This window comes from Desulfosporosinus paludis (assembly GCF_045689965.1).
GTDB classification, from domain to species: Bacteria; Bacillota; Desulfitobacteriia; order Desulfitobacteriales; family Desulfitobacteriaceae; genus Desulfosporosinus; species Desulfosporosinus paludis.
Map to the genome: position 1 here is coordinate 4,694,166 of NZ_CP144211.1, position 21,381 is coordinate 4,715,546.

The 21,381-nt window shown below is 43.3% G+C and carries 18 protein-coding genes and 2 pseudogenes; 11 read left to right on the forward strand and 9 right to left on the reverse strand.

Translation table 11 applies throughout. The features are described 5' to 3' along the window. Nucleotides 1-141: 141 nt before the first annotated feature. Entirely contained in the window at nucleotides 142-450 is a 309-nt protein-coding gene (locus VZF35_RS23365) for a zinc-ribbon domain containing protein (protein ID WP_407308810.1), read from the reverse strand. A 568-nt stretch (nucleotides 451-1,018) separates the two neighbouring features. Continuing rightward, nucleotides 1,019-2,337, reverse strand: a pseudogene (locus VZF35_RS23370) (M18 family aminopeptidase). A 212-nt stretch (nucleotides 2,338-2,549) separates the two neighbouring features. Here VZF35_RS23370 and VZF35_RS23375 point away from each other — a divergent pair. The 9 genes and pseudogenes from VZF35_RS23375 to VZF35_RS23415 all read left to right on the forward strand — a co-directional run bounded on the left by VZF35_RS23375 (nucleotide 2,550) and on the right by VZF35_RS23415 (nucleotide 14,846). Then, the gene (locus VZF35_RS23375) at nucleotides 2,550-3,350 is read left to right on the forward strand and encodes a GNAT family N-acetyltransferase (protein ID WP_407308811.1); all 801 of its coding nucleotides are present in this window, start codon (nucleotides 2,550-2,552) and stop codon (nucleotides 3,348-3,350) included. 613 nt (nucleotides 3,351-3,963) lie between these two features. Then, a complete protein-coding gene (locus VZF35_RS23380) occupies nucleotides 3,964-5,706 on the forward strand; it encodes a phospho-sugar mutase (RefSeq protein ID WP_407308812.1) in 1,743 nt (580 codons plus the stop codon). Nucleotides 5,707-5,884: 178 nt separating this feature from the next. Next, on the forward strand, nucleotides 5,885-7,087 hold the full coding sequence (gene ilvA / locus VZF35_RS23385; protein ID WP_407308813.1) for a threonine ammonia-lyase: 1,203 nt from the start codon (nucleotides 5,885-5,887) through the stop codon (nucleotides 7,085-7,087). 91 nt (nucleotides 7,088-7,178) lie between these two features. Beyond that, nucleotides 7,179-8,105, forward strand: coding sequence for a diacylglycerol/lipid kinase family protein (locus tag VZF35_RS23390; protein ID WP_407308814.1), 927 nt, complete (start codon nucleotides 7,179-7,181; stop codon nucleotides 8,103-8,105). Between the two features lie 284 nt (nucleotides 8,106-8,389). After that, nucleotides 8,390-9,372: pseudogene (locus VZF35_RS23395) on the forward strand (DnaJ C-terminal domain-containing protein). A 48-nt stretch (nucleotides 9,373-9,420) separates the two neighbouring features. Further along, entirely contained in the window at nucleotides 9,421-12,012 is a 2,592-nt protein-coding gene (gene clpB, locus VZF35_RS23400) for an ATP-dependent chaperone ClpB (RefSeq protein WP_407308815.1), read from the forward strand. A gap of 164 nt (nucleotides 12,013-12,176) precedes the next feature. Then, nucleotides 12,177-12,602: a hypothetical protein gene (locus tag VZF35_RS23405; protein WP_407308816.1), complete on the forward strand. Its 426-nt coding sequence runs from the start codon at nucleotides 12,177-12,179 to the stop codon at nucleotides 12,600-12,602. 50 nt (nucleotides 12,603-12,652) lie between these two features. Then, entirely contained in the window at nucleotides 12,653-14,422 is a 1,770-nt protein-coding gene (locus VZF35_RS23410; protein ID WP_407308817.1) for a UbiD family decarboxylase, read from the forward strand. A 25-nt stretch (nucleotides 14,423-14,447) separates the two neighbouring features. Beyond that, nucleotides 14,448-14,846: a hypothetical protein gene (locus tag VZF35_RS23415; RefSeq protein WP_407308818.1), complete on the forward strand. Its 399-nt coding sequence runs from the start codon at nucleotides 14,448-14,450 to the stop codon at nucleotides 14,844-14,846. Between the two features lie 14 nt (nucleotides 14,847-14,860). Here VZF35_RS23415 and VZF35_RS23420 read toward each other — a convergent pair whose 3' ends face one another. After that, nucleotides 14,861-15,385 carry a DivIVA domain-containing protein gene (locus VZF35_RS23420; protein WP_407314801.1) on the reverse strand — a complete coding sequence of 175 codons (525 nt, stop codon included), beginning with the start codon at nucleotides 15,383-15,385 and terminating at the stop codon, nucleotides 14,861-14,863. A 128-nt stretch (nucleotides 15,386-15,513) separates the two neighbouring features. On the opposite strand from VZF35_RS23420, the gene VZF35_RS23425 reads away from it, so the two are divergent. Together VZF35_RS23425 and VZF35_RS23430 are read left to right on the forward strand one after the other, a co-directional pair. Beyond that, entirely contained in the window at nucleotides 15,514-15,723 is a 210-nt protein-coding gene (locus VZF35_RS23425) for a hypothetical protein (RefSeq protein ID WP_407308819.1), read from the forward strand. 15 nt (nucleotides 15,724-15,738) lie between these two features. Further along, nucleotides 15,739-15,936 (forward strand): spore coat protein, encoded by a 198-nt coding sequence (locus VZF35_RS23430; protein ID WP_308895822.1) that lies wholly within the window; start codon nucleotides 15,739-15,741, stop codon nucleotides 15,934-15,936. Between the two features lie 290 nt (nucleotides 15,937-16,226). On the opposite strand, the gene VZF35_RS23435 is transcribed toward VZF35_RS23430, so the two are convergent. From VZF35_RS23435 to ribD, 6 genes are all read right to left on the reverse strand, one after another. Continuing rightward, entirely contained in the window at nucleotides 16,227-16,757 is a 531-nt protein-coding gene (locus VZF35_RS23435) for a hypothetical protein (RefSeq protein WP_407308820.1), read from the reverse strand. Between the two features lie 25 nt (nucleotides 16,758-16,782). After that, nucleotides 16,783-17,397 (reverse strand): sigma-70 family RNA polymerase sigma factor, encoded by a 615-nt coding sequence (locus tag VZF35_RS23440; protein ID WP_407308821.1) that lies wholly within the window; start codon nucleotides 17,395-17,397, stop codon nucleotides 16,783-16,785. 128 nt (nucleotides 17,398-17,525) lie between these two features. Then, the gene (ribE, locus tag VZF35_RS23445; RefSeq protein WP_407308822.1) at nucleotides 17,526-17,987 is read right to left on the reverse strand and encodes a 6,7-dimethyl-8-ribityllumazine synthase; all 462 of its coding nucleotides are present in this window, start codon (nucleotides 17,985-17,987) and stop codon (nucleotides 17,526-17,528) included. A 215-nt stretch (nucleotides 17,988-18,202) separates the two neighbouring features. Further along, the gene (locus VZF35_RS23450) at nucleotides 18,203-19,411 is read right to left on the reverse strand and encodes a bifunctional 3,4-dihydroxy-2-butanone-4-phosphate synthase/GTP cyclohydrolase II (RefSeq protein WP_407308823.1); all 1,209 of its coding nucleotides are present in this window, start codon (nucleotides 19,409-19,411) and stop codon (nucleotides 18,203-18,205) included. A gap of 41 nt (nucleotides 19,412-19,452) precedes the next feature. Further along, entirely contained in the window at nucleotides 19,453-20,106 is a 654-nt protein-coding gene (gene ribE / locus VZF35_RS23455) for a riboflavin synthase (protein ID WP_407308824.1), read from the reverse strand. A gap of 39 nt (nucleotides 20,107-20,145) precedes the next feature. Beyond that, nucleotides 20,146-21,261, reverse strand: a complete 1,116-nt coding sequence (ribD, locus tag VZF35_RS23460) for a bifunctional diaminohydroxyphosphoribosylaminopyrimidine deaminase/5-amino-6-(5-phosphoribosylamino)uracil reductase RibD (protein WP_407308825.1) — start codon at nucleotides 21,259-21,261, stop codon at nucleotides 20,146-20,148. Nucleotides 21,262-21,381 lie beyond the last annotated feature (120 nt).

Sequence of the window (21,381 nt, forward strand, 5' to 3'; positions counted from 1 at the left end):
AATCTGGTATAAGAATAAGTAGGCTTATGAACATTCCTTTCGTATGTTTTCAACTTGTCTAAAGTAAGAAGTTTATTTAAAATAAAAGACCTTTCTAGTCTGACTAGAAAGGTCTTTCGATGTTATTGAGTTCGCAGCTGGTTACCAGTTACTGCGTGAACGCGGTTGGTAGCAGTCTCGGCAATATACCGGTTTATCACCAGATGGTTGAAATGGTACAGTGGTTTCCTTTCCGCAAGTGGCACAGACAGCAGGGAACATTTCACGTGGTTGGCGGGAATATCCACCACCACCGCTATTTCTATTTTGTGCTTTTCTAGCAGCACGACATTCAGGGCAACGACCGGGTTCATTGGTAAACCCTTTCTCAGCATAGAACTCCTGTTCAGATGCAGTAAATTCGAACTCACGACCGCATTCCTTACAACTTAAAATTTTGTCGCTGAACATAAATACCTCCACGATTTTTATTACCCGCTACATGGGAAGTTCAGAAAAATCTTCCCATAGCCTGAGGCAATCGAGAAGGTCTGTGCAAATCCACAAGTACGAACGAGTTTAATTAAGTATAACTAAAATAGAAATATAAGTCAATTATTAAACGTTATTTCCAAGTAAAAATTTACCTGAAGTTATCCAGAAGATGGGGATCTTCTAAAACTGCCCCACCATAATAAACAAATCCTGAAACGCATAAGTTATTGATACAATCTTAGATTTCAGCGAGATAGGAGATGATGGGATTTGAAGTCTCTTGGTGATGAGACAATGCCGAAACGTATCCAAGGTATGTTAAGACTCGAAGAGATATTTAATCAGAATGGTTATTTAGTCTGCCAGTCGACTGGAAAAAGAATATATGACTTTGAGGAGGTCGTGGCGGTTTTCATCCCACTTAATTCTACAAGCGACCAGATCATGGCAGTACATCGTGATCACGCGAAATTATTCCTTCAGAGCAACGTTTCATCACTTCATTTTGAATGATTGTATGGTAAGCAGCTTTAAGTTTATACCTTTATAGGGTTTCGTAGAATTTAGTAAAGACATTGGCCATAGCTAAGTGGTCTTTTACACCACCTAGTTCTCGTACTGAATGCATGGCTAGAATTGGGCTTCCAATATCCACAGATCGAAAATCAAGGTGTGTGCTTGTGATAGGACCAATCGTTGATCCACCACGTTCGTCAGAACGATTGACAAATTTTTGTACAGGAGTATCAGCGCTTAGGCAAAGTGAGGTGAAAATACCCGCAGATTCTGCATCTGTGGTGTAACTCTGGTTGGCGCTATATTTTATGACGGGACCACCATTGAGGATAGGATGATGTATTGGGTCATGCTTTTCCCCTGCGTTGGGATGAAGGGCATGAGCCATGTCTGCTGAAATAAAGAAAGAACGTGCCATGGCCTGGTAGTATGCTTCCGGGTCTTTTTTCAACGCTAGGAGAATTCGCTTGAGAACATTTGCTAAAAATGGAGAAGCTGCGCCTTGTTTCGAGGTACTGCCACATTCCTCGTGGTCAAAGCAGGCTAACACTTGTGTAACTGGAGCTGATTTCGCTTTGATTAAAGCTGAAATCCCTGCATGGACCATGGCCAAATCATCGAGTCGTCCACTAGAGATAAACTCTTTTTGCAGGCCAACAAAACACCCCTTTTGAGTGTCATAGAGGAAAAGATCAAAATCTAATATATCCTCTTTTGAACATTGCAACGTTTCGGCGAGGTGTTCAACGAGGATCCCTTCCTTTTGCAAACCCTCTCGGATTTGAGTCAGTAAGGGGAGGAGGTCTTTTTGTTTGTTCAATTCGATACCTTCGTTTATTTTTCGATTCATATGAATTGCCAGATTGGGAATAACGAGCAAGGGGCGCTCACTGCAGAAAAGTCTACTTTGTGGGCGGAAAGGAGAGGCTCCGCGCAGGATGACACGACCAGCTAAAGAGAGGGGGCGGTCTAACCAAGTATTAAGAATTGGTCCGCCATAGGTCTCGACATTTAGTTTGAGGTATCCCTCCTGCAAAATCTCCGGTAGAGGCTTAACTCGAAAACTCGGACTATCTGTATGCGTGCCGACAAGATGAAAACCATAAGTCTCCAGCTCTCCAGAGCCGATGGTAAAAGCAATGATTGCCGAATTATTGCGAGTTACAAAATATTTCCCCCGGGGACTAATGACCATTTTTCTTCCGGGTTAAGGTCAGTAAAACCGATCGGTGTGAGTATTTTTTTGATACTTTCTACAGTATGGAAAGGTGAGGGGCATTCGTCGATGAACTGAAGCAGTTCTTGGGAAAATTCAAGTTCCTCAGTGGTTATATTGGAAGTTTGCATTGTTTAGCCGCCTTTCTTCATTTCACGAACATATCTTACCATTATTATCAAAAATAAATGATCTCTCCTATATGATATCAGCCTATTTCATTTTGTAAAATCTCTTAAACTTTAAGCAGGAAATTCGTTAATTATAGAGAACTATTCTGGGTTTGAAGGTTAGAAATCTTTAAAAAGAAAAGTGAGTTTAAATTATGGAAACTATTAGGTTAATGACATTGGAAAACGTTAACATAGATGACTTGGTGGAGATATGGAACCGTTGTTGGCAAGGGTACTATTACGATATGGCTTATACCCGAGAACATATGAGGTTCTGGCTGGAACTTGGTCAAGTAGTTTTAGCGAATTCCCTTGCAATTTGTACCCAAAATCAAATAGTGGGGTTTGCTTTGTTAGCGGTAAGTAATGATGAGGGCTGGATTGCCGGGACGTGCATTGATCCAAATTATCGAGGGAAAGGTCTTTTTGCCCCGTTGATGCGTTCTCAGTTGGACTTAGCTGCGCGCAGCGGACTTAAAAAAGTCTATTTAGAGGTTCTAACTCAGAATCATGCCCAGAAAGTTTATCAGACTGTTGGTTTTACGAACATACGTCAACTTCAAATATTTCGTATCGGTGCTGAAATGAATATTTCGGCTCAACTCACCAAAACGAGTCCCATTAAACAAGTTCTCTTGCCTGAATACTTTGAAAATCGTAAGCGGGCATCATTTAATCCGGCTTGGCAGCGCCGTCAGGGATATTTGGAACGTTATGGTAAGACAACGGCTTTAATAAATTCAGAAGGAACCGCAGGAATCCTTATCTCACCCAAAAAAAATGCTCCTTTGCTCGATGTCTGGGGCTCGACTGCAATTGGTGCCGAAGAGATTATCTCGATAGCATTTCATATTCGCAGTCAAGGGTTTTCCCTGATCAATCAGCCGGAAGATTGGATTGTAGCAGTTCTTAGGGTCAAGGGAATTAAACCTAATGCTCAGCAGTATGAAATGTGTATTGAACTGGTATAATCCTGCCGTCGCCGTCATATATTGTTAAGGTCCGGTGATTTCAGGAAATATGGGTCGTTTCGTTACGATTGCTGAGACGTCTCTATCTAAATGAGGGAGTTTTAAAAAGTCTTGTAATAGTTGGAAAAAAAGTATATACTAGTATAGTAATCTATTTTCTAATGAAAGGAGAATTTTATGACGCAAAAAGAACAACTTATGATCAATGCAATTTTAGAGTCGATTGGGCTTGAATCAATAAGGTCACCCAAGACTCGAAGGCCAGTTCATGAAGAAGGATAAGTAGTTACAGAAAGGGAGCGGTATTTTGACCCGAATTCTAATCCTCAATTGTAACCTGATAGACTTAGATTCATTCAGGAACCAAATCTGAAAGCGAGTTTCTTATTATTTAAGAAGCTCGCTTTTGTATTTGGGATGAGAAAAGAGTTTCAATTGAAACTTAGGTCTTATTATCGTTCTGCTGGCTGGAAATTCCTCATAGGTTATCTAACATAGGTTGAGGGATACCGATGACGTTCGAGCTGTTCTAACCTGTTGGAGTATGCTATACTCACCTAATAGGGAACATTATCCAACGTAGATTGAGTATTGAAGGAGGAATATGTTTAGTATGAGTTTTCAAGATCGCTATCGAATATGGTCAGAAAATCCCTACTTTGATGAAGAGACGCGACAGGAATTAAGACAAACCAGCGATCAGCAAGAGATTGAGGATCGTTTTTATAAGGATTTAGAATTCGGTACAGGCGGCCTAAGGGGAATTATGGCTGCAGGGACAAATCGGATGAATAAATACGTTATTCGGAAAGTGACCCAAGGTTTAGCAGAGTATATTTGTGATCATGGCCCCGATGGAATGAAGCATGGGGTCGTGATCGCCTACGATTCCCGCAAGTTCTCATCAGACTTTGCCCTTGAAGCTGCCTTAATTCTGGCCCAAAATGGAGTTAAAGCCTATTTGTTTGATGCCTTGCGGCCCACCCCTGAGTTATCTTTTGCGGTTCGGGAACTTGGAACGATTGCAGGAATCGTCGTTACAGCCAGCCACAATCCCAAAGCCTATAACGGTTATAAGGTTTACTGGGAAGATGGTGGTCAAGTTCCTCCAGCCAAAGCTGATGAAATCCTGGCCCGTATTGAAGCTCGTGAGAGTTGGCTGGGCATCGAGCCAATGGACCATGATGAGGCTAAAAGACAAGGTCTGCTCCAGATAATTGGGGAAGAGATTGATAACCGCTATCTTTCAAGAGTAAAAGAACTTGCCCTTCATCCTAATCTTGACGCCCAGTACGGAAAAGAAGTTTCTATTGTCTATACTCCTTTGCACGGTGCAGGAAATAAACTTGTGCGCAGGGCTTTAACCGAGTTAGGTTTTAGTTCTCTTACGGTAGTCCGTGAACAAGAATTGCCCGATCCCGACTTCACGACGGTTCCATATCCGAACCCTGAAATCTCTACAACCTTTGATTTAGCACGCAGCTATGGACAGAAAGTGAATGCAGAGCTGCTTATAGCGACGGATCCGGACTCTGATCGCCTAGGCGTAGTCTTAAGGGACAATAATGGAAATTATATTCAGCTTACTGGTAATCAGATCGGAGTATTATTAACCTATTACATTCTTTCTCAAAAAAAGGACCTAGGAATCCTTCCTCAAAATGCAACGATCATCAAAACGGTGGCTTCTACAGACTTGGCCGATTTAGTTGCTCAATCTTTCCAAGTTGCCGTAGAAAATGTCTTAACCGGTTTTAAATTCATTGCCGAAAAAGAAAAAGAGATGGAAGATGGTGGCTGGGGTACCTTTCAATTTGGTTTTGAAGAAAGTTACGGCTATTTGGCCGGAGACTTTGTTCGTGATAAAGATGGGGTCGTTGCCGCTGTTCTTCTGGCAGAAGCAGCTCTCTATTATCAGCGGATTGAACAACGCAATCTTTTTGAAGTTTTGGATAGTATTTATCAGAAATTTGGTTATTTTCTTGATTCCCAGGAATCCATCACTTTAGAAGGTTTACAAGGTCACGAAGAGATGGAGCGGATTATGGACTCACTGCGTCAAGAAGAAATTTCCGAACTTTGTGGCATCCCGATTGTTACGATTGATGACTATGAACGTCAAATTGGCAGGAATCTCTTGACAGGCGAATCATATCCTCTAACCCTTCCTCGTTCAAATGTTCTGAGGTTTTCCTTTGAGGGAGGCGGATTTGCCATGGTTCGTCCATCTGGCACAGAGCCAAAAATCAAGTTCTATTTTTCTGTCAAGGCAAGCACCTTCTCAGAAGCAGAAGAATCTCTCCGCCAAATAAGAGGGGATGTTATGAACCGAATTTCCGCAATCCGTTCCCAATAAAACGCTTGTATATCCGGGGTGATCCTGTCAACACAACCTTTTGTGTTGAAGGATCACCCCTTTAACATTTGGATAAACCATAAGCAGAGGTACATACTAATCTTTGACACAGCGTGAGACATTATCTCTTGTCTAGTGTCTGCTTATTTCTGAAAAAAAGAAAAAAGGATTAGTAATAATGAACACATTAACATTGACTCAGATTCAAGAAGCTTATACGAACATTCGCTCTTTAGTCCAACACACGCCTCTAGACTATTCCGGCAGTTTTAGCAGCTTGACATCTTCAGAAATCTATCTTAAGTTAGAGAACTTGCAAAAAACAGGATCTTTTAAAGTGCGTGGGGCCGCCAATAAAATTTCTAAGCTCACCCTTCAAGATAAGAGCCGCGGTGTTTTAGCTTCGTCCGCTGGAAATCACGCTCAGGGAGTGGCTCTAGCCGCCTCACGAAGGGGCATTCCGGCCACGATAGTCATGCCCGTCGGAGCACCGCTGACAAAGGTAGAAGCGACGAAGGGATATGGAGCAAATGTGGTTCTATATGGCAATGTTTATGATGATGCTTATGAAAAAGCCAAAGAAATCCAAGTTGAGTCAGGCGCAAAGTTTATACATCCCTTTGATGATCTGGATGTCATGGCAGGTCAAGGAACAATCGGTTTAGAAATTCTCCAAGATCTGCCGGAAGTGAATACGGTTCTTGTGCCAATCGGTGGCGGAGGGTTGATTTCCGGAATTGCCGTAGCCATTAAGAGTCTTAAGCCAGAGGTGCGAGTTCTTGGTGTTCAGGCTTCTGAGGCCGCATCTATGAGAGATGCTCTGAAACATGGGCATCCACTGACGATCAAAACTGCCAATACTATCGCCGATGGGATTGCAGTCAAACGGGCTGGAAATCTAACCTTTGAACATATTAAACATTGGGTCGATGATATCGTAACAGTCTCTGAAGATGAAATCAGCGCTGCTATTCTTACGTTCCTTGAGAGAGCTAAAGGCATTTCCGAAGGGGCAGGAGCAGTTGCCCTTGCCGCTGCACTGCAGGGTAAAGTGAATCTTGCAGGGCAAAAAACTGTGTTAGTGATGAGTGGCGGAAACATAGATGTCAATTTCCTGGCCCAGATTATCGAACGTGGATTGCGTACGATAGGGCGTTCAATGGTCGTGCGAACAGTTCTTCCCGATAAGCCTGGGAGTTTGGAAAAATTATTGAATCTCGTAGCGGAAGAACAGGCTAATGTCGTTACGGTTGAGCAAGTGCGGTATGATTTAAGTGTGCCGTTACGTTACGTTAGAGTTACTATGACCTTGGAGACACAAAACTATAGCCATCAGGAGAAACTCTTGCAACGATTTCGTGAATCCGGTTATCCTTATTAAAGGATATTGTACAATTAGCGTCGAATTCTCCCGAGTTAAGTTAGATGAATGCATTTCTGCGACAAGATCTAGCCAAAAGGGAGACTAAAGGATGTTAGATGAGGGAGCTTGGTATGCCGTTGTAAACCCGCATTCAGCAGGTGGCTGTACAGGGAAACGGTGGCCCGAATTTTTAAAACGGTTGGAGCATGAAGGGTATTCTGTCGAGTTTGAATACACTTCCGGACCAGGCGATGCTACGGATCTTACACGGAAAATTTTGCAAGCAGGGTATAAACATATTATTTCTGTTGGAGGAGACGGAACTATGAACGAAGTCGTTAATGGCTTCTTCTCCGACGGTCACCTGATTAATTCCAATGCTGATCTTGCTCTTCTTTCGCACGGTACAGGCGGAGATTTCATTCGATCTCTCATGATGCCCAAAGGAATCGAGGGTTTTTTGAAAATCCTTCGCCAGGGTTATAAAAGGAGCATTGATGTTGGAGAAGTTCAATTTAAGAGTGAAAGCGAACAAGCTCAGCGTTATTTCTTAAATGTTGCTGATGTCGGATTGGGTGGGGAGACGGTTGCTCGTGTTAATCAGCAGAACAAATTGCTCGGTGGGAAATTATCATTTTTATTAGGTGCAATCTTGAGTATCTTGCATTACCGTAATAAAAACATGGTTTGTGTTATAGACGGCAAGGATCGTATCGAAGGACGACTCAACAGCATCATGGTAGCGAACGGACGATATTTTGGCGGAGGCATGATGATTGCGCCAAACGCAGAAATTGATGATGGATTTTTCGATGTTATTATTTTAGGTGATTTCTCCACCTGGACATTATTAAAGCATTTGCCAAAGATTTATAGAGGCGAGCATCTCAAGATTCCTGGTGTCACAGAGCGACGCGGAGGTTCTGTAGCTATTAGTTCTGAGGAGAAGGCACTTTTGGATATTGACGGTGAGCAACCAGGCCAGGCACCGGTTACGTTTATTATTCATCGAAAGCTCCTCCAGTTATGGGGATGATCAAGAGCTTAGCTGCTCTTTACATGGAAGAATTCCTAATCCAGGTAAGTATTTGGCAACTAATTTCCAAATACTTACCTTTTTTCTTTACTATTAGAGATAGTTTCCTAACTAATAATTCTTAAAAAAATATCTGACCATTATTGACCTTCGTCAAAAAAGAGAATATAATCTAATTGTCAAGGAAAAATAAAACCAATATATCCCAGACTCGCAACGCTGAGTAGGGTAAACTAACTTATAAATTAAAATGGGCTAAGAGTATGAGCATTTGAGGTGAAACTATGGATTTTAAAGATTACTACGAAAGCTTGGGGGTTTCTCCTGAAGCGGATGAAAAAACAATCAAGAAGGCTTATCAAAAGCTTGCCAAAAAATATCATCCTGATGTGAATCCCGGGGATAAAGCAGCGGAAGCCAAGTTCAAAGAGGTTACTGAAGCATATCAAGCGATCAGCGATCCTGAGAAACGGCGAAAATATGATGAACTGAGGCAGGATTATCAACAATGGCAAACCCGTGGAGGACGTGGAGATTTTGATTGGGGTCGATGGCAGGCAAATCCCGGAGCGGGAGGACAGCAGACCTATACTATGTCACCCGAAGAATTCGCTGAAATATTTGGCGGCTCGGCTCGCTCGGGGGATTCCACAGTACCGATGGCTTTTCGGATTTCTTCTCGACCCTTTTTGGAGGGAGTGGAGGGCAAGGATTCGGATTTGGTGGGAGCTCTGCAGGAGTAAAAGCTCGAGCCGGACAAGATCTTGAAGTGGAAGTACAAGTAACCCTGGAAGAGGCTTACCACGGAACAAAACGAGTGGTTCGAACAGGGGAAAAACAAATTGAGGCTAAGATTCCCAAGGGTGTACGGACGGGTTCCAAAGTGCGGTTAGCAGGTCAAGGCGGCCCTGGAATTTCTGGTGGTCCTGCAGGAAATCTCTATTTAACTATTACAGTAAGCTCAGATGCACGCTTTACACGGGATGGAGACGACTTAAAAGTAACCTGCCCTGTTAATTTTTATAAAGCAATCATAGGCGGAGAGGTCAGTGTTCAAACCTTCGGAGGAGAGGTCCTTCTTAAGATCCCGCCCATGTCGCAAAGCGGCAAAAAATTCCGTCTGAAAGGAAAAGGAATGCCGAATTTGGAACAACCGAACCAATATGGAGCTCTTTTTGCAGAGTTGTCGATCGTGTTACCTGGAGATCTGAACCAACAAGAGCTTGCTACATTGCGTGAATTGGCCCAAAAACGAGGGATAAGCTAGAATTATTATTCAATATCATGTCAGTACTTGAGAGGAGAGTGTGAGAAAATGTCCTTTGATACCAATCGATTTACTCAAAAGTCCCAAGAAGCGATCGCTGAAGCTCAAATAATGACGGAACGCAACGGGAACAGCCAAGTTGAGCCCGAACACCTTTTGCTCTCTCTCTTGGAGCAAGGAGATGGTGTCGTTCCTCAAGTATTAGCGAAATTAAATATGGCCGTTGGTGCCCTTATTCAAACGATGCGGCAAGAAATTAATCGTTTCCCGCGGATAAGCGGTGGGAACGTCCAGATTACCATTTCTCCCCGCTTACGGACTGTGTTGGTTGCAGCTCACGATGAAATGTCAACCTTCGGAGATGAGTACGTCAGCACAGAGCATATCCTTTTAGCTACCTTGGAGAAATCAGGAGGAGCTGCTGAAAAGGCTCTTAAACAAGCCGGCTTAACCCGGGAGAGCCTCCTGCAAGCATTGCGTGAGGTGAGAGGAACCCAACGTGTAACAAGTCCAAATCCAGAGGGAACTTATGCCGCTCTCGAACAATACGGGCTGAACTTAGTTGAACAGGCTAAACGCGGTCGCCTTGATCCCGTTATTGGGAGGGATGAAATAATCCGCCGCGTTATTCAGACCTTATCCAGACGAACAAAAAATAATCCTGTCTTAATCGGAGAACCGGGCGTAGGCAAGACAGCGATTGTTGAAGGCTTAGCCCAGAGAATCGTTCGCGGAGACGTTCCAGAGGCTATTAAAGATAAACAAGTGATAGCTCTCGATCTTGGAACCATGATAGCCGGAGCTAAATATCGCGGAGAATTCGAAGAACGATTAAAAGCGGTGCTCAAGGAAATTAAAGATCGTGAAGATGTTATCCTATTTATTGATGAACTGCATACTGTTGTAGGTGCAGGAGCAGCTGAGGGGGCTATGGATGCCAGCAATATGCTCAAGCCAATGCTAGCCCGTGGTGAACTAAGCATGCTGGGCGCAACCACTCTGGCTGAATACCGTAAGCATATCGAGAAAGATGCGGCCCTTGAACGGCGGTTTCAACCGATCATGGTCGATGCGCCAAGTGTCGAAGATACTATCTCTATTTTGCGTGGTTTGAAAGAACGCTATGAGACTCATCATGGAGTCCGCATAACGGATGGAGCTATTATCGCCGCTGCAGTACTCTCGGATCGCTATATCAGTGATCGATTTCTGCCGGATAAGGCGATAGACTTGATCGATGAAGCCGGGGCAAGAATGCGGATGGAAATTACGAGTGATCCTTATGAACTTGATCAGATTAAACGCCGAGTCATGCAATTGGAAATCGAGCGTGAGGCCTTAAAAAAGGAAAAAGATGAGGCCAGCAAAGAACGCTTGCTTAAAATCGAAGAAGAGCTGGCGAATCTTAAAGAGGAACGATCGGGGCTTGAGGCTCAGCTTCAGGGTGAGCGGGAAATCTTAGCTAAAATTCAACAACTCAAAGAAGAAGTTGATCGGTCCCGTACTCTTATGGAGCAAGCACAGCAACAATTGGATTACAACAAGGCTGCTGAATTGCAATACGGAATTATTCCCAGCTTAGAGAAAGACTTAAAAAATGCGGAGGAAAAACTGCAGTCAAAGCAAAATTCTTTATTGAAGCAAGAAGTTGTTGAACAAGATATCGCAGAAATTGTAGCCACATGGACCCATGTTCCTGTTTCCAAACTAATGGAGAGCGAGATGGAGAAACTGGTTCAAATGGAGGAGCGAATACATCAGCGAGTGATCGGTCAAGATGAAGCTGTGCGAGCAGTCTCCGATGCAGTACGTCGGGCACGTGCCGGTCTGCAAGACCCCAATCGCCCTCTGGGATCGTTCCTCTTCTTAGGACCTACAGGTGTCGGTAAAACAGAGTTAGCCCGTGCCCTCGCTGAATTTCTCTTTGATGATGAACAAGCTCTGATTCGGATAGACATGTCCGAATATATGGAGAAACACACGGTCGCTCGTCTTATCGGAGCGCCTCCCGGCTATGTTGGCTATGAAGAAGGGGGGCAATTAACGGAGGCTGTTCGCCGTAAGCCGTATAGCGTCATTCTTTTTGATGAAACCGAGAAGGCGCATAGTGACGTCACCAATGTTCTCTTACAACTCCTTGATGACGGTCGTCTTACAGATGGGCAAGGAAGGATTGTCAACTTCAAAAATACAGTCGTCATTTTAACCAGTAACATTGCCAGCCCTTTGATTCAAGAAATGTCCCGACGAAATGCCTCTCAGGAAGAGGTCCGTTCGACGATTAATGAAGAACTCCGACAGCATTTCCGCCCGGAATTTCTCAACCGTTTGGATGAAGTTATCGTCTTCCATCCCCTCGATCGTTCCCATATTGGAAAAATTATTGAGATTCAGCTGGGTCTCTTGCGTAAACGCTTGAGCGAACGCAAGATAACCTTGGAATTAACCGATCAGGCGCTTCACCAGCTTGCTAACGAAGGGTATGATCCAATCTATGGCGCAAGACCGCTTAAACGGGTGATTCAACAACGCCTTCAGAATCCTGTGGCGCTCAAGCTATTACAAGGTGAGATCAAAGATGGACAAAGGATTTTAGTGGACACAGACAACGTCACGGGAGATTATAGTTTAGTAGTTTAACAGCATAAGGGGTACCACGAATAGAAATTAGATTTCTAAAGCGTGGTGCCCCTTTTTCCTTTTGAGACAGCCCCTGAATGTTTTTGTTTCAAAAACTTGTCTATAATAAAGAACAAAATGTATAATGAAGCCGAACATAAAAGTTATAAGTGGGGGAATTATCCATGCTCTTAGATAACCTTGCCCATTTAAAGTTGTGGCAATGGCAAGAAGGAGAAGGACGCTGTCAGATATTTTTAACCCTTATTGATACTGGTAATGGCCTCCAAGGCCTTTTAACTGGGGGCGAAAAACCACATGTCGGCGGAGTTGTCCTGGCCCTTCCTCGCCCAAGCTTGAGCGGAGAGGGTTGGAGTTCGGATGTTTATATTACACCTGTTCCGGGGCACAAAGACGTTGATGTTGGCCGAGCGACGGCTGAAATACTGGCCCAGGAACTCGTGCTTCCAGTGACAATTACTTCAGGCATTCATTCCGACCACTTAAATCCGAAGGAATTACGTGAAATTATTCAAAACTGTAACAGTGCTACTCAGGAAGCTGTAAAGTTATTAAAATCAATCGAGAAATCGTGGCCGAGTTCCTGCTAAATCTACTATAATATTAACCTTAATCATGAAATCTTTTTAGAAGGTGAATTATGCATAAAAATTTACGTCAATTTATTGATACGCTTAAAAAAGAAAAGCAAATCATTGAGATTGAAGCAGAAGTGGACCCTTATCTTGAACTTGCTGAGATTCATCGTCGTGTCATTGAGAACGAAGGACCAGCCTTATTTTTCAAACGTGTTAAAGGCAGCGATTTTCCAGTAGTCACGAATTTGTTTGGTACTCGACGAAGAGTGGATCTCGCGATAGGGCCTAAACCGGAAGAAACTGTTCAGCGAGCGGTTTCAGCTCTGAATCACCTGCTCCCTCCGAAACCCTCGATACTTTGGCAAGAAAGAGAGTGGATCATGTCGCTGGCTAAAAGTGGCTTGCGTTATTCAAAGCCAGACAAAGCTCCAGTTCTAGAGATCCAGGAGAATTCCGTGGATCTAACTCGTCTTCCTGTATTAACAAGTTGGCCGGAGGATGGAGGTCCTTTTGTGACCTTGCCTTTGATCTACACTGAGCACCCTAAAACTGGAGAACATAATCTGGGTATGTATCGAATTCAAATCTATAATCAACAACAGACAGGTATCCATTGGCAAATACATAAAGGGGGAGGTTTTCATTATTATGAAGCAGAACGACTTGGGCAAGATCTCCCAACGACACTTTTTTTAGGCGGACCACCAGCTCTGATTCTTTCTGCGATAGCGCCTCTTCCTGAAATGTTACCGGAGCTGATTTTTACCTCCTTTTTAATGGGAGAAAAACTATCCCGAGTGAATGTCCCTTCCCATCCCCATGCCTTGATCTCCGAAGCCGAATTTGCTCTATGCGGTACCGTGTCTGCCCATATTCGCAAACCGGAAGGACCTTTTGGCGATCACTATGGTTATTATTCCTTAACTCACGATTTTCCAGTGTTTAATGTCCGTACTGTTTACCATCGACGGGACGCAATTTATCCGGCCACAGTCGTGGGTAAACCGCGTCAAGAAGATTATTTTATTGGCGAATACTTACAATCGTTGTTATCCCCAATGTTTCCTGTCGTAATGACAGGGGTAAAAGCACTTTGGACGTATGCTGAAACTGGTTTTCACGCTCTTGCCGCAGCCATAGTTCGGGAAAGCTACCGACGGGAGGCTTTAGCTCATGCCTTTAGAATACTAGGGGAAGGGCAGCTCACCTTAACAAAATTCCTAATTCTAACAGATGTCCAACTTGATTTAAAGAATTTCAAAACTTTACTAGAGACTGTACTCGCGCGTTTTGAACCAGAATCCGATCTCATGATCTTAAATGAAACCTCCATGGATACCTTAGACTACACTGGGCGCAGACTTAATCATGGAAGCAAGGCAATTATGCTTGGATTGGGCAGTTCCAAACGGGATTTGCCTCGTCAATTTGGAGGTGAAAACCTGCCCGGTATATCTAACATCAAACCGTTTTGTGCTGGCTGCTTGCTTTTGGAGGCTCCTCCTTTTAGAGAGGCACCAGACTTTGCTCAAGAGATTTTGCCCCATCTTCTCGGCGAAGACTTCAAGAATTGGCCCCTAGCTGTCTTAGTTGATGACCTTGATTTAGCCCTTGATACCACGGGCTTTCTATGGCAGGTTTTTACTCGCTTTGATCCTGCTCACGATATCTATGCAGAAACCGAGATTTGCCGGCATAGCCTAATCTATCACGGATCTATCTTAATTGATGCGCGTATGAAACCTGATTATCCCGGGGAAGTGCTTCCTGATGAGGCAACAATCCAACTTGTTGATCAGCGCTGGAAGGACTATGGATTAACGATGGCTTAAGTTTTGCAGAGGAGTGAGTGAGGAAATGATTGAGGAGAATTGGACGTTCCTCTGTGGTGTAAACCAGGATCAAGAAGCAGATATTATTGTCGCTCTATTAAACCAAGAGAGTATCCCATCACTTAAAAAGTATCCGGAAGCTGGAGGTTTTTTGAAAATCGCCTATGGATTAACAGCGGGCGTAGATCTTTATGTCCCAAGCCATTTACGTTTAAAGGCCCTTGAATTAGTTCAAGAGCCTTTAAGCGCTGTTGAAGGAGATAGTGACGAGTTGGAAAACTTATTAAGGCTAGAGAGAGAAGAGGAACAAGAAACTGTTTCAGCGGGTTCTTCCAATCCTTCTCGGGTAATCCTATGGGGGATAGTGTTGGCAATAATGTTGCTAATCTTTGGGCGCGCTCTAAATTCCCATATCTCATGGTAATGAGAAGAAGAATATTATTCCTTCGGTCCTTCAATGGTCGTTGGATAATCCCTCAATAACCGTTGCACAATCTCCAGATGCTGAATGCTTTGCTCTACCAGAGCCTGAAGCTTAGTCTTTCTCTCAATTAGATCCTGTATTTGTTCCTCAATGGTAATAACTGATTGCCTTTTTTCAATAAGTATTGACTCGATTTCTGTTTCCTTGAGTTCTGAAAGACGAGTTGCTTCATTGATGATGGCTTTACTTTCCGCACGGGCTGATTCTATCAGCTCTTCTGCATTTTTAGAAGCTTCTTCACGTACCTGAGTGGAGATTCGCTGAGCATTTAGCAAAGCGTCTCGCAAGTCTTTTTCAATGGCCTCATAGTCCTTAAGACGATTACCCCACTCTGAATTTTGTTCTTTTAATTTATTAATTTGGAAGCGAAGTTCTTTATTTGCCTCATTCGCTTCAGATAATTGACGATTCGCTTCTGTCCACGCTTGGTCGACTGATTCGGGCTCATAACCACGGATGACTCGCTTAAAATCTGGCATCTCCAAATTTTGAAGCCTCCTCTTTGATTTGATAGAAATTTAAGGTTTGTGAATAATTTGAGCGTTTTTTCACATCCTGAGACTGTTATATGGAATTAGTTTCTAATGAATGAAAAGGAGGGACCAAGATGCAACTCAACGAGATGGAAATGAAGAAACTTCTAGATCAAGGAATGTTGACGCGAAGTATTATTGAAAACGAAACAGCTTTGAAAAAATGCCAAATGTATTATGACATGGCCAAAGACCCTACTGTAAAAGGATTTTTCAAAGAGCAGGCTAAAGGTTTGGAAGACGTAATAGGATATTTCAAAAAAGGAATAGCTGAATTGCAATAGAAAGGGGGTTTTAGAATGAGTCAATTCACAGATTTGGATATGCTCTATGATTATGAAAAAGACGCTGCGACTGCAGCTATGGGTTATATGACCTTGGCTACGCGGGCTCATCATGGTGATCTGAGAAATATCTACTTACGATTAGCCAACGAAGCCACTAACGCACATAGTAAGGTCAGCAAGTTGATTAATCAGAATGGTGGCATTGCCTAAAAGATCTCATTTAAAGAAAACTTGGCTGGCGCCCGAAGACACTGTCTTCGCACTTGTTAGCCTCTGGCGAAGGCGGCTGCCTAGTTGCTCTTATGCGCAGGCCAAGGATGGCCAAGTGTCCCTGAAGCCAAGGATGGCGTGAAGGGACCTTAGAGAGTATATAACACAAGTTTATACTTTCTGATAGTACAAAGGTAAAGGAAAGGGCTGTAACAAACGTCTCCAATTGTTACAGCCCATTTTATTATGAATTTTACAATTTTTCAAGATTATTCATTAAGTTGGAAGTTCTATTTCCACCATCCTGGAGCCATGCCTTCGGTGATTTGAGTAAATGTATAAACTGTGGCCTCATTGATATGAAATAACTGTTGGCCAAATCGAACAATCCCTTTGTCCGGATAGTATTGCAGAGCATAATCTTCCTCTGGATGATATTTGGATGATGCCCTATGGAGTGTGAAATATTGAATCTTAAGATTCTCCAACGTATTTGTGGGTATCTCAGATGTGGAAATGGGAGTAGAGCGTTGTAAGTTACGCATTAATTCGCTAATCTTAGCTTTGTTTGTGTAGTAATAGGGGTGAAATGGATCATCAGAATTAAGCATCCCTACCATCGTGATAGCATGGGGGTGAAGCTCCCGATTGGCTACATTAAGGGTACTAAAAGGGTCAAGCCAGCTTTCTGAATACAAAGGTGGCCCTAAAATAATTGCTAAAACAAGGACAATCAAACTTAAACTGACGGCTAATTTGTGGTTTCTTAACTTTGAAAGGCGCATTCGCCACGAAAAAACGAAACTTGAAAACGAAAGCATCAGTAACTTCCTCCAAGTGGTTGATTTAACCAGCCATTTGTCGAGATCGATAGAGTACTGTTTTTCGTCGAATTCGTTGGATTGCATTGTCTAAAGATTTAGGGTGGAGTCCCAGCTGCTCGGATACTTCCCGTTGCTTAAATCCCTTAAGAAAATAGTGTTCAAATACGAGGCGTTCAAGCTTGGAAAGCTCCTGGTTTAATTCATCAATGATTGAACGAGCTTCTTCATTGGCTATAACCGTTGTGGCAGGGTCTTCAGCGTTGGGGAGAAGGGAAATAAAGCTGGTTTCCTCAGATTCCGCTACAACATTGTTAAGGGAATAAGCATTGTTTAGATTAACGTGTTTATTACGGGTATATTTACGAATGCTATCAATCAATTTGCGTTTTACGACCATTCTTAAAAAATGAAGAAAAGGAATATCCAAACGTTCATCATAATCAAGAACTGCTCTATAAATAGCGATTCGTCCTTCTTGAATGAGATCTTCATAATCCGCTCTCGGCAAAAAGTATTTACAAGCGATCATCCGGACTTCAGGTTCATAATGTTCGATCAGTTGGTTCAATGCCTCTTTATTGCCTGAGCGCGCTGCCTCAAGCATAGACGTCTCAATGGCGCTTTCTTGGAAAGACATGGCACTCAACTCCTTGTCAAAAATTTGTCAAAGTCCTTCTTCATGAGTCTAATAAAAATTGATCTTTTTGACAAGGAGTTTTTAGTGGACAATCATCCATATCTTGTTAAACACTTTAAAGAATTAATTTAAAAAGATTTTAATAAATTTGCCGTCTCAATGGCTGTCATTGCTGCATCAAAACCTTTGTTTCCTGCTTTCGTTCCTGCCCGTTCAATGGCTTGTTCAATGCTGTCAGTAGATAATACACCGAAAATGACGGGAATTCCGCTTTGTAAACCGACTTGAGCGATCCCTTTACTAACTTCATTACTGACTAAGTCGAAATGTGGTGTTGCACCACGAATAACCGCTCCAAGACAAATTACAGCATCATACTTCTTAGAGTTCGCCATTCTTTGGGCCACGAGTGGAATTTCAAAAGCTCCTGGAACCCAAGCCAATTCTATATTTTCCTCAACAGCGCCATGGCGGCGTAAGGCATCTAGAGCACCGCTTACAAGTTTGCTTGTGATAAATTCATTAAAACGAGCAGCAATAATACCAATTTTAAGTTCTTGAGCCAGCAAATTTCCTTCTAAAGTTTTCATAAGATCCAAACATCCTTTCTTTTTTGTACTGTCAGAAAGTATAACTTCGTTAAATACTTTCTACAGCATAAGTGCAACTAGGCAGTCGCCTGCGCTAAGGCTAACAAGTGCGAAGACAGTGTCTGCATGAAGGCTAATACGTGCGAAGACAGTGTCTTCGTGGGCGCCAGCCAAGTTTTCTTTAGATAATCTTTTTACAGCTTTTTAAACGTTAGTTATTGAACAGCGGATAAATAATGACCTAATTTGGTCTTCTTCGTACAGAGGTAACGTGAGTTTTCAGGTTTCGAGGGGATTTCTACAGGAACTCGTTCGACTACATTTAAGCCATATCCTTCAAGTCCTACAATTTTGCGTGGATTATTAGTCATTAAACGAACTTTGGAAATGCCGAGGTCGGCTAAAATTTGAGCGCCGACACCGTAATCTCGAAGGTCTTCCGGAAACCCTAAAGCCAGATTTGCCTCAACGGTGTCTTTTCCTTCTTCTTGGAGTTTGTAAGCCCTAAGCTTGTTTAAAAGGCCGATTCCGCGGCCTTCTTGTCTCATGTAAAGCAAAACTCCGCGCCCCTCATGTTCAATTTCTTCTAAGGCTGCTACAAGCTGGTCGCCGCAATCACAGCGACGGGAATGGAAAACATCTCCTGTGAGACACTCCGAGTGCACCCGTACTAGTACGGGTTCTCCGTCATTCACAGTGCCTTTTACTAAAGCTAGGTGCTCTTTTTGATCAGTAATACTGAGGTAGCCGACGGCTCGGAAGTCGCCAAAATCTGTTGGAAGATGGATAGTTTCTCCTCTTTCAATGAGCTTTTCCGACTGACGGCGATAGGCGATAAGATCTTTAAGAGTCACGATTTTCAGATTGTGTTTTTGGACAAAAAGCTGTAAATCCGGTACACGTGCCATGGTTCCATTTTCATTCATGATCTCACAAATGACCCCAGCCGGTTTCAATCCGGCAAGTCTCGCCAAATCTACGGCTCCCTCAGTGTGGCCAGCTCGAACTAATACTCCGCCTTCCCGAGCTTGAAGTGGAAAGATATGCCCAGGGCGGTGCAAATCGTTAGGTACGCTGTTAGGGTCCATAAGAACTTTTACAGTTTGGGCGCGTTCAAACGCAGAAATCCCCGTCGAACTATCGGAAGAATCCACGCTAACTGTAAAAGCGGTTCCGTGAGGGTCTGTATTCTGAGTAACCATCGGTTCGAGTTGTAAGGCTTGAATTCGCTCTTTAGTCATGGGCACGCAAATAAGCCCTCGGCCATAAGTGGCCATAAAATTGATGGACTCAGGGGTCGCCATTTCAGCGGCCATGACTAAATCCCCTTCGTTCTCCCGGTCTTCGTCATCCACCATGACGATCATTTTACCTTGACGGATATCTTCGATGGCTTCTTCAATTGTATTAAATGACATGATCATTCACTCCTTTGAAATTTGGTGTTCGACAAATTTATTTATTTCTAAACAAAACCGTGTTCGGTTAGAAAAGCTAAGGAAAGGTCTTCTTTAGAATCTTGAGTTGAAACTTTATGTCCCATAAATCGGGCAACGTATTTTCCAATGAGATCTGTTTCTAAATTAACACTTGACCCCACTTTTTTTAATCCTAACGTAGTTTCCTCGAACGTGTGAGGAATCAGAGAGACTGTAAAGTAATCCTCTTCAACATCAATAACGGTTAGAGAAATCCCGTCAATAGCAATAGAACCCTTGGGCAGAATAAAGGAAAGAAGAGTAGATAGTGCACTGATTTCGAAAACTTGAGCAATACCCCAAGGGGTTATCCTGCGTATACGCCCAACACCGTCAACATGCCCGCTTACTAAATGTCCTCCAAGACGAGTCTGAAGTTGTAATGCCCGTTCTAAATTAACGTAGTTACCGCTTTTTAAATTACCAAGATTTGTTTTGGCCAGAGTTTCTGCCATAACATCTACTGTAAATTCATCGCCAGTTTGATCGATAACTGTCAGACATACTCCATTAACAGCTATGCTATCACCCAATTGCGTACCCTCAAGGACTTTTTTTCCTTGAAGAGTGAGCTTCCCTGAGTCTGGTAAAAGGCGAAGAGTGCGGACAATACCCAGTTCTTCCACAATTCCGGTAAACACTTGAATCCCCCTTTAAGGCATCTTCGTCAGTGAACCGATTTAATCACGTCTTAGATATCCCGTTACATGAATATCCCCCAAGTTCATATCGACATGAAGATCAGAAAGCTCAATAGCTTCACTCATCCATCGGATATGCAATCCACTGAGCGGAGAGGGACCATTCCCTCCGACTAACTTGGGCGCAATGAAACAGTCTAATTTATCAACACAATGTTCCTGGATAAGAGCACCAGCTAGTCGACCTCCGCCTTCCAGCAAAACGCTTATCCATCCCCGCTGAACCAGGTCTTGCAGCATTTTCTTAAGCGGAACATGCCGTGGCGCATCATACTGCCAGATTTCAACATGCTTAAGATCTTTTAGGCGCTTAAGCTTGTCGGTTGGGGCTGCGTTGGTTGTGGCAATGATGCAAGGGCTAGAGGTGGAGGATGTTAGGACGTGAGAGCTTTCAGGCAGACGCAATTCCCCGTCAACAATGAGGCGAACCGGATCTCGTCCATTAGGTAAACGGCAGGTAAGTGCAGGATTATCGCTAAGAACAGTTTCGCTTCCTACGAGAATCACGTCGTAATGATCGCGCAATTGTTGGACGTATCGGCGTGACTCTTCATTGCTTACCCAGCGGGAATCTCCAGTTTCGGTGGCAATCTTTCCATCCAGGGTCATGGCCGTCTTATATACCACGAAGGGCAAGTTTGTTGTAATTGCTTTGCAAAATGCTTCATTCAATGTAGCAGCCTCATGGCATAATACTCCAACGTCGACTTGAATTCCAGCTTCACGCAATCGATCTATGCCGCGGCCCGCCACTAAGGGATTAGGATCTTTCATAGCGACAACAACTCGCTTAATTCCAGCGCGTATCAGGGCATCTGCGCAAGGCGGGGTTCTACCAAAGTGTGAGCAGGGTTCCAAGGTAACGTAGGCCGTTGCGCCGAGGGCTCGATCCTGAGCTTTTTCCAGTGCGTGGACTTCAGCGTGAGGCGTACCTGCTTTCTGGTGATATCCCTCGCCAACAATTTGGCTGTTCTTGACGATAACACACCCTACGATAGGATTAGGGCTGGTTCTTCCCATAGCTTGACTCGCTAGTTCCAGAGCTTTGCGCATAAATTTTTCGTCGTCTAATTTTAGAGAAGTTTCTTCGTTCATAAGAATCCTTTCTTACTTCGATATCTAGTGTCCCCCAAAAAAATCGGAAAAACTCGATTAGGCAAAATAAAAAACACTCGCTTATCCTCGAGTGTTGAGCCAAAGTCATAGCTAAAAAAG

Coding starts and splice junctions, on each gene's coding strand:
- VZF35_RS23375 (WP_407308811.1), top strand. CDS start 2,550: ATGACATTGGAAAACGTTAACATAGATGACTTGGTGGAGATATGGAAC.
- VZF35_RS23450 (WP_407308823.1), bottom strand. CDS start 19,411: ATGATCATGTCATTTAATACAATTGAAGAAGCCATCGAAGATATCCGT.
- VZF35_RS23365 (WP_407308810.1), bottom strand. CDS start 450: ATGTTCAGCGACAAAATTTTAAGTTGTAAGGAATGCGGTCGTGAGTTC.
- ilvA (WP_407308813.1), top strand. CDS start 5,885: ATGAACACATTAACATTGACTCAGATTCAAGAAGCTTATACGAACATT.
- VZF35_RS23410 (WP_407308817.1), top strand. CDS start 12,653: ATGCATAAAAATTTACGTCAATTTATTGATACGCTTAAAAAAGAAAAG.
- VZF35_RS23380 (WP_407308812.1), top strand. CDS start 3,964: ATGAGTTTTCAAGATCGCTATCGAATATGGTCAGAAAATCCCTACTTT.
- clpB (WP_407308815.1), top strand. CDS start 9,421: ATGTCCTTTGATACCAATCGATTTACTCAAAAGTCCCAAGAAGCGATC.
- VZF35_RS23415 (WP_407308818.1), top strand. CDS start 14,448: ATGATTGAGGAGAATTGGACGTTCCTCTGTGGTGTAAACCAGGATCAA.
- VZF35_RS23405 (WP_407308816.1), top strand. CDS start 12,177: ATGCTCTTAGATAACCTTGCCCATTTAAAGTTGTGGCAATGGCAAGAA.
- VZF35_RS23420 (WP_407314801.1), bottom strand. CDS start 15,385: ATGCCAGATTTTAAGCGAGTCATCCGTGGTTATGAGCCCGAATCAGTC.
- VZF35_RS23425 (WP_407308819.1), top strand. CDS start 15,514: ATGCAACTCAACGAGATGGAAATGAAGAAACTTCTAGATCAAGGAATG.
- VZF35_RS23430 (WP_308895822.1), top strand. CDS start 15,739: ATGAGTCAATTCACAGATTTGGATATGCTCTATGATTATGAAAAAGAC.
- ribE (WP_407308822.1), bottom strand. CDS start 17,987: ATGAAAACTTTAGAAGGAAATTTGCTGGCTCAAGAACTTAAAATTGGT.
- VZF35_RS23440 (WP_407308821.1), bottom strand. CDS start 17,397: ATGTCTTTCCAAGAAAGCGCCATTGAGACGTCTATGCTTGAGGCAGCG.
- ribD (WP_407308825.1), bottom strand. CDS start 21,261: ATGAACGAAGAAACTTCTCTAAAATTAGACGACGAAAAATTTATGCGC.
- VZF35_RS23435 (WP_407308820.1), bottom strand. CDS start 16,757: ATGCTTTCGTTTTCAAGTTTCGTTTTTTCGTGGCGAATGCGCCTTTCA.
- VZF35_RS23390 (WP_407308814.1), top strand. CDS start 7,179: ATGTTAGATGAGGGAGCTTGGTATGCCGTTGTAAACCCGCATTCAGCA.